At 61.4% G+C, this 6178-nt stretch carries 12 protein-coding genes and 1 tRNA gene; 5 read left to right on the top strand and 8 right to left on the bottom strand.

Annotation, left to right across the window (positions count from 1 at the left end; all coding sequences use genetic code 11):
- Positions 1 to 104: 104 nt before the first annotated feature.
- The 4 genes from ABIB80_RS20460 to ABIB80_RS20445 form a co-directional block, all read right to left on the bottom strand.
- Positions 105 to 181: transfer RNA gene (locus ABIB80_RS20460), tRNA-Pro, on the bottom strand.
- 126 nt (positions 182 to 307) lie between these two features.
- A complete protein-coding gene (locus ABIB80_RS20455) occupies positions 308 to 793 on the bottom strand; it encodes a DUF192 domain-containing protein (RefSeq protein ID WP_007591354.1) in 486 nt (161 codons plus the stop codon).
- A gap of 111 nt (positions 794 to 904) precedes the next feature.
- Positions 905 to 1537 (bottom strand): cold-shock protein, encoded by a 633-nt coding sequence (locus tag ABIB80_RS20450; RefSeq protein ID WP_018457757.1) that lies wholly within the window; start codon positions 1535 to 1537, stop codon positions 905 to 907.
- 198 nt (positions 1538 to 1735) lie between these two features.
- Positions 1736 to 2497 (bottom strand): SIR2 family NAD-dependent protein deacylase, encoded by a 762-nt coding sequence (locus ABIB80_RS20445; RefSeq protein WP_007591358.1) that lies wholly within the window; start codon positions 2495 to 2497, stop codon positions 1736 to 1738.
- A 305-nt stretch (positions 2498 to 2802) separates the two neighbouring features.
- On the opposite strand from ABIB80_RS20445, the gene ABIB80_RS20440 reads away from it, so the two are divergent.
- Positions 2803 to 2967, top strand: coding sequence for a hypothetical protein (locus ABIB80_RS20440; RefSeq protein ID WP_015686271.1), 165 nt, complete (start codon positions 2803 to 2805; stop codon positions 2965 to 2967).
- Between the two features lie 67 nt (positions 2968 to 3034).
- On the opposite strand, the gene ABIB80_RS20435 is transcribed toward ABIB80_RS20440, so the two are convergent.
- Entirely contained in the window at positions 3035 to 3334 is a 300-nt protein-coding gene (locus ABIB80_RS20435) for a hypothetical protein (RefSeq protein WP_035992730.1), read from the bottom strand.
- 282 nt (positions 3335 to 3616) lie between these two features.
- On the opposite strand from ABIB80_RS20435, the gene ABIB80_RS20430 reads away from it, so the two are divergent.
- Entirely contained in the window at positions 3617 to 3847 is a 231-nt protein-coding gene (locus ABIB80_RS20430) for a hypothetical protein (RefSeq protein ID WP_007591360.1), read from the top strand.
- 77 nt (positions 3848 to 3924) lie between these two features.
- Positions 3925 to 4050: a hypothetical protein gene (locus ABIB80_RS20425; RefSeq protein ID WP_007591362.1), complete on the top strand. Its 126-nt coding sequence runs from the start codon at positions 3925 to 3927 to the stop codon at positions 4048 to 4050.
- On the opposite strand, the gene ABIB80_RS20420 is transcribed toward ABIB80_RS20425, so the two are convergent.
- Positions 4047 to 4244 (bottom strand): hypothetical protein, encoded by a 198-nt coding sequence (locus ABIB80_RS20420; RefSeq protein WP_007591364.1) that lies wholly within the window; start codon positions 4242 to 4244, stop codon positions 4047 to 4049. The two genes, ABIB80_RS20425 and ABIB80_RS20420, sit on opposite strands and share 4 nt — an antisense overlap.
- A 26-nt stretch (positions 4245 to 4270) precedes the next feature.
- Between ABIB80_RS20420 and ABIB80_RS20415 the strand changes: the two genes are divergently transcribed.
- On the top strand, positions 4271 to 4771 hold the full coding sequence (locus ABIB80_RS20415) for a hypothetical protein (RefSeq protein ID WP_354128186.1): 501 nt from the start codon (positions 4271 to 4273) through the stop codon (positions 4769 to 4771).
- Positions 4772 to 4987: 216 nt separating this feature from the next.
- On the opposite strand, the gene ABIB80_RS20410 is transcribed toward ABIB80_RS20415, so the two are convergent.
- Positions 4988 to 5140 carry a hypothetical protein gene (locus ABIB80_RS20410; protein ID WP_219680224.1) on the bottom strand — a complete coding sequence of 51 codons (153 nt, stop codon included), beginning with the start codon at positions 5138 to 5140 and terminating at the stop codon, positions 4988 to 4990.
- 290 nt (positions 5141 to 5430) lie between these two features.
- Here ABIB80_RS20410 and ABIB80_RS20405 point away from each other — a divergent pair, with 290 nt between their 5' ends.
- Complete coding sequence (locus ABIB80_RS20405; RefSeq protein WP_219680227.1) at positions 5431 to 5658, top strand: hypothetical protein; 228 nt, start codon at positions 5431 to 5433, stop codon at positions 5656 to 5658.
- A 229-nt stretch (positions 5659 to 5887) separates the two neighbouring features.
- Here ABIB80_RS20405 and ABIB80_RS20400 read toward each other — a convergent pair whose 3' ends face one another.
- On the bottom strand, positions 5888 to 6064 hold the full coding sequence (locus ABIB80_RS20400) for a DUF2934 domain-containing protein (RefSeq protein WP_106943511.1): 177 nt from the start codon (positions 6062 to 6064) through the stop codon (positions 5888 to 5890).
- Positions 6065 to 6178 lie beyond the last annotated feature (114 nt).

Below are 6178 nucleotides of genomic sequence, written 5' to 3'. Positions count from 1 at the left end.
GTAAACGACTTTGAAACCCCTCGACAACCCGTTCGGCACGAGGTTGTCACCCATGTCTTAGGTACGACCTGTTACCTATGTCTCCGGTCTGGACAAGGGTTAATTGGTCGGGGCAGCTGGATTCGAACCAACGACCTGCAGTACCCAAAACTGCCGCGCTACCAGGCTGCGCTATACCCCGAATGTCCGGCGAGCCCCGTCGATACACGCTTCCCAAAGCGCCAGCAAGCCTTCCAACGGCACCAGCAAGCTTCCCAAAAGACCTCAGGACGGGGGCAATAGCCTTGCCAATAGCCCCTTGACCCGCCTACTTGCTGCCGAACAGCGGGTGGCCGACGCGGTCGCCGGCGCGGATGCCATATTTCTGCGCCGTCCCTGCCACCACCTCCAGAACAGCCCGCGCGGGCCCCCTGGATGAGATGATTTTTGTCGACATCGGCTCGGTATTTTCGGCGATGCGCAGGATTCGGCCGTCGGCGCGAATGAAGATCATGTCGAGCGAGACATAGGTGTTCTTCATCCACATCGACACCTCTTGCTCGGGATTGAAGTCGAACAGCATGCCTTTGCCGTCCGCCAGTTCCTTGCGGTACATCAGGCCGGTCTGCTTCTCCTCCTCGGTCGTCGCGATCTCGACCGAGAACACCTGCACGCCGTTTTTGGTGACGATCTCGAGCGGCTGGAAACTGGCGGCGCGGACGGGGGCGCTCGCGACGGCACAGCCGGCGATGACGAGGATGGCGGCGAGCCAGCCCTTCGCAACGGCGAAGACGGCCTTTCGATCGAAATTCATGGATGGCTCTCGAGGCGTGGGACTGGACCAGTCCTTACGTGGCGATCGCCGGAAAAGCCAGAGGCGCGCCGGTCAGCCAGCGCGCCTCTGCTCACGATCGCGGGAATAGAATTAGTGGGACGAGACCGGCGATCCCGTCTCGGGATGGATCTCTGCCGCCATCATGCCCTTGGAGCCGGGCCCGAAGCGGACCAGCACATACTGGCCGGGCCGCAACTCGGTCATGCCGAAGCGGCGCAGCGTCTCCATGTGCACGAAGATGTCGGGCGTGCCCTCGCCGCAGGTCAGGAAGCCGAAACCGCGCAGCCGGTTGAACCATTTGACCTGGGCTCGCTCCAGCCCGCTGGTCGCCGTCACCGTGACATGGGTGCGCGGCGGCAGCATCTGCGCCGGATGGATCGCAGTCGACTCGTCCATCGAGACGACGCGGAACGCCTGGTAGCCCTTGGCCCGCTGGATGCACTCGACGACGATGCGGGCGCCCTCGTAGGCGGTCTGGAAGCCATCGCGCCTAAGCACGGTAACGTGCAGGAGCACGTCGGGCCAGCCATTGTCGGGAACGATGAAGCCGTAGCCCTTTGAGGCGTCGAACCATTTGATGACGCCGTGAACCTCGACGAGGTTGGCGCTGCTCTCACCAAGTCCGGTGAATGGACTGAGAGCGCTGTCGCGACCGCCACCGCCGTGTTCACCCACCGCGGGAACTCCGACCTTCTTGGACTCAAATCCGTCGGACGACCCCATAACCCCGGACCCCACACATGCCATGCAACCCGCCTGAATGGCGGCGCCGAATCACGCGTCTTTAGAGAATCTTCTCAACTCGACGCGACGCGAATCTTTCGACTCAAAAGATAACACTCCCGGTTGCGACGCATAGACAAAAAAGAGATTCGCCGGAACCTATGAACAGCTTGCACAGCCGCGAATCAAATTGCTGCCTCAATTACCGACAAAGGGCCCGAGCGTTTCGCCGATGTCGTGGCGGATCACGAGATCGGCGACGTCGTCCTGCTCGGTGGACTCGCGATTGATGATTACCAGGCGTGCACCTGCTTCCTTCGCCATCATCGGAAAGCCCGCGGCCGGCCATACCACCAGCGAGGAACCGATCGCGATGAAGAGGTCGCAGTCTTGCGACAGCGCGGTGGCGCGCTGCATTTCATCCTCGGGCATCGTCTGGCCGAAGGAGATCGTGGCGGTCTTCACCGGCTCGTCGCACACGGGACAGTTGGGCGCGGCGCCCTCCTCGTCGAAGCGGCGCTTCACCCAATCAAGCGGATAGGCCTGCCCGCATCCGATGCAGCGCGCATACGTGGTGTTGCCGTGAAGTTCGATGACGTGGTCGCTCGCGACGCCGGAGGCCTGGTGCAGATTGTCGATGTTCTGGGTGATGATCGCGGGAACCTTGCCGGCGCGGTAGAGTGAGGCGAGCGCGCGATGGCCGCGGCCGGGCCTGGCCGCCGCAAAGACCTCCTCCATCGCGAAGCGCCGGCGCCAGGATTCGTCGCGCGCCTCTTGGCTGGCGACGAACTCGTCGAACGGGATCGGGCGGTTGCGCGTCCAAATTCCGCCCGGCGAGCGGAAGTCGGGGATGCCGCATTCGGTCGAGATGCCGGCGCCGGTGAACGGCACGATCCGTTTGGCTTCGGCGATCATGTCGCCGAGACGCTCGACGCCGCTGCGAAGATCCGATGCAATCAACGCGGCCTCCCGTTTTGCTTTGCCGATTGGTTTGGCCGATTGGTTCTGCTGATCGGTTGGTGATTTGTTTTTGCGCTAGCTGCAACATGCGCAAGCGACAAGATTATTGACGCTGTTATCCACTGCCGCGCAAGGCACGGTCGGCAATTTTTTCCGACCCTCGCTTATCACAATCCTGCAATGCCTCCTCCCCATTGACGCCCCAATCAGAAGCGCCAATGCATGTGTTGACGCGACTCAACGTGATTGCGGCGGCAGTGCTTGAGTTCAGTAGGACACATACTCACGTGCAGAGGGGATTTGACATGACCGAGGACGAACAACGCAAAATCCGCGAACGCGAAGAGATCGCCGCCCGTGTCGCCGCCTTCCGTGCCACGCAGGAAAAATTCAAGCGCGAACGTGAAGAGTATTTCGTGTCGACGCTCGACAACGCGCGCAAGGTGGAACGGCCCTCGCTCTGGCCGTAACGACACCAGATCACCGAGCATGAAAAAAGCCCGGAGCATTGCTCCGGGCTTTTCATTTGTTCAGGCGTTACCAGTGACGGTAATAATGGTGGCGGCGGTAGTACGGTCCATCGCCGTAATAGGCGTACGGACCGGGGCCGTAAGCATAGGCCGGGCCGCCATAGTAGCCATAACCCGGGCCGTAGCCGTAGCCATAGCCGTAAGGATGCGACGCGGCGACGGCGCCCGCGGTGATGGCGCCGGCGGCGAGGCCGAATGCGAGGCCCGGACCGATACCGCGGCCGCGCGCCTCGGCGGGCGCAGGCGCCGCAACCGCGGTCAGGCCGACGGCTGCAACGGTAGCCAGAACTGCCAGTGTCTTCCTCATCATGAATCTCCTCCTTCGTATCTCGGATGGACAACGCCGGCGCGTTGCGATGGTTGCGCGCAAGCTTGTGGAACCGAGCTCGGAATAAATCCGGCCACGCATGGAACAGGCGCGCGTTCCGCGAATTGTTTGTGCAAGTGCGGATGCCTCTGCCATCCGGTTGAGGCAACAGCACGAAGACCCCGTCAGCATCACCAATGCTGGCGGGGTTTTCAGTTTCACGGACAGCAAATTGGCAACGCAGCCCAATTGCTGCCAGCGGGGAGCGCCTAGGAGGCTAAAGTGCCGATATCCACGCTGCTGGCCCGTATCCGGAGGCTCGTTCCCAAATCCGGCGATCAGCATTACGACGAGATCGTCCGCAGTTTCGGTGTCGGCACGCTGCGCCCGCCATCGACGCCGATGAGCGACGGCGAACTGGCGCGGGCTATTGCCGAGTTCCTTAAGGAGCAGCCGTCGAGCGAGTCCGTAGGCGTCCTCGGCCGGCGGCTCGACCCCACCACCCCGCTTTGAGGCGCGGCGCCTTCTTGTCCGGGAACATGCGCTTCGCGCGCACGTTGGCGTAGCCTTCAGGGAGAAAAGAGGCCGACATGCCCGTTTGGCTCGAAGTCCTGCTCAACCTGTCCGGCTATGCCGGCTTCGTGGCGCTCGCCTCGCGGGGCACCGCCTGCCCAGGCAATTGCGCCGACCATCAGATCTCCGGCGAGGACCGTTAATTCGTGTGCGGTGGCTGGCCCGCCGTGCGCATCAGCCTGTCGGCTTTGACCGCGACACGCGTCTCCTCGAGCTGTGGCCGCAGCGAGACGCTGATCACCACGAAAGCCAGACAGAACAGCGTGCCGACGATGGCAACGCGCCGATAGGTGTGGCGGTCGCCCTGATAAAAGCTCGGTTCTGAAAAAGGTGTCATGAATTCGTTCTTGGCAAAATTGCTTGTTGGCAAAGTCGTTTCCAGACGTCGCCAGACACACCTATCCCAAGCAGCGGCAAGCGCAATGCGATCGCGCTTTTAACCTAACCGAATACGGTTATCGGCTTCGCGGCAAGCTTCCGTTAGGAGTGCGCGAAGCGTCTCCAGAAGTCGGCGAGCCGCCTCAAGCCCGCGCGAAAGCCGAGGCTGCGGAGCTTCTGGCGATCCGCCATCCGGCTTTGTTCCAGCTTCGCCCGCCTTTCGTTCTCGAAGAGCGAATCGGAATCGCAGAAATCGACGCGAAGCAAATCTTAACATTTCGTTTGCACACAAACGAGCGCAGTCGCCAACGATCGCGCACTCACATCGCGTCTTGGGATTTCGACCGCGGCGACACCTGCGGCACCGACGGCCTGCCTTTGCGCAAGCGCGGATGCCGATCATACCAAAACACTTTCGCGATCTCGGCGAACATCTCAAGAAACCAGCACGCATCCATGTCGCGTCTCCTTCGCCTGATCTCGTAGCGAGGACACGCGGGAGGGACCGTGCGAAGCATCACGCTGGCTTGGTTTGGAAGCGCGTGTCCCGCATCGACACAGAAGGCACGGCTTGTTCTGCATCCGACTCCATTTCGTTCGCAAGGAACGAATCGGAGTCGAGAAATCAGCGCAAAACGATTCCTAACGATCGGTGAAGGTGGGGGAAGATGGCCCGTTATCATCAACGTAGTGCGACGCTCATCACGCCGCTCGCTTCGCCGTGCCCTTCCCCGACAGATCTTTCTCCGAAAAGCATTCGAGGATCTGGATGCGGAGTTCTTCCGCGGCCGGGCCGTCGAGTTTCCTGAGTTGATTCCAGAGCCTGATCACTTCGCGTTGTTTCTCGACAGTCATGGGCACCTCCAAATCAATGTCGCTGCCAAAAGGGATGCCCCACTAGAACAAAATAAGAACAAAAAGTCCAGCCCCTCCCCGCAAAATTCGCCGGCCACATCGCCTCAGGCTTCCGCGCGCCGCCGCGGTTGCTTTTTGGGTTTTCAACCTTAAGTGCGAGAACGCGGCCGGCGGCCAGGCGCTGAAATCCCATCGTCGCCAGCCAAGAAGACCCCATGCGAAAGCGCGGGGTTTTTCTTTTGGGGAACGCGCCATCGCCCTCCCCGTTAGTCATTCCGGAGCGAGGGACCGTGACCAGAAAATTCTACGCCGTCGAGGTGGTGCGTCAGATCGAGGAGACCGTGGAGATCATGGTCGAAGCGCCGGACCGGACCGCCGCACATGATGCAGCGCTCGCGCACCTGAAGGCGCGCGGCTCCGAATATCAGTGGCTCAATCCCAAATGCGATCTCGTCGTCTGGCGCGAGCGCAAGGTCGATACGCCGGCGATCATCGACGTGTCCGTGTCGCCGGACTAGCGGCCGGAACGAATTTTCCCGTCTCACGTTATCAAGCCGAATTCAGTGGTGCTGGCGGCACGTCGCGACGCGGGCGGCCAGCTTGAAGAACCCCGGTCCCTAAGCCCGGGGTTTTTCTTTAAGGCGGTCGCCATCCAAGCGGTGGCCCGAACAGCAAAGCAGCCACCCGGGCGTTACGCCGGGTGGCTGCTTTGAGAACTGTCGACGCTCGCCTCTTAGACCATCGCAGTCAGACCGGCAGATTGTCGGTCATCCCAGGCGGCACTTCGCCTTGCTTGGTCCGCTCGGCGAGAAGCTCCTTTTCGGCCTCGTACCAGAAGGTGTCCATCGTGCCCGCAGGCTCGCCGGCCTCTTTCCAGAGGTGATAGGCCCGATTTCGAATCTCTACTTCGCTGAGACCAGTCATGTGATTTCTCCCTCTCGGAAGCAAAGCCTGACGATCGCCCAGAGTTCCTTATTGGTTCAGCACAAGCAAGCAGTCATTGCAGCACTCCGCGGCAGCACTCCGCAAAAAGGAGCC

This window comes from Bradyrhizobium sp. i1.15.2 (genome assembly GCF_040548425.1).
In the GTDB taxonomy this organism is placed as follows: domain Bacteria; phylum Pseudomonadota; class Alphaproteobacteria; order Rhizobiales; family Xanthobacteraceae; genus Bradyrhizobium; species Bradyrhizobium canariense.
This window is presented reverse-complemented; position numbering and strand designations above follow the sequence as displayed.

Excerpts from the sequence above, each read along its gene's own strand:
- ABIB80_RS20440 (WP_015686271.1), top strand. The coding sequence starts at position 2,803 with ATGACCGAGGACGAACAACGCAAAATCCGCGAACGCGAAGAGATCGCC.
- ABIB80_RS20400 (WP_106943511.1), bottom strand. The coding sequence starts at position 6,064 with ATGACTGGTCTCAGCGAAGTAGAGATTCGAAATCGGGCCTATCACCTC.
- ABIB80_RS20425 (WP_007591362.1), top strand. The coding sequence starts at position 3,925 with ATGCCCGTTTGGCTCGAAGTCCTGCTCAACCTGTCCGGCTATGCCGGC.
- ABIB80_RS20420 (WP_007591364.1), bottom strand. The coding sequence starts at position 4,244 with ATGACACCTTTTTCAGAACCGAGCTTTTATCAGGGCGACCGCCACACC.
- ABIB80_RS20410 (WP_219680224.1), bottom strand. The coding sequence starts at position 5,140 with ATGACTGTCGAGAAACAACGCGAAGTGATCAGGCTCTGGAATCAACTC.
- ABIB80_RS20455 (WP_007591354.1), bottom strand. The coding sequence starts at position 793 with ATGAATTTCGATCGAAAGGCCGTCTTCGCCGTTGCGAAGGGCTGGCTC.
- ABIB80_RS20435 (WP_035992730.1), bottom strand. The coding sequence starts at position 3,334 with ATGAGGAAGACACTGGCAGTTCTGGCTACCGTTGCAGCCGTCGGCCTG.
- ABIB80_RS20450 (WP_018457757.1), bottom strand. The coding sequence starts at position 1,537 with ATGGGGTCGTCCGACGGATTTGAGTCCAAGAAGGTCGGAGTTCCCGCG.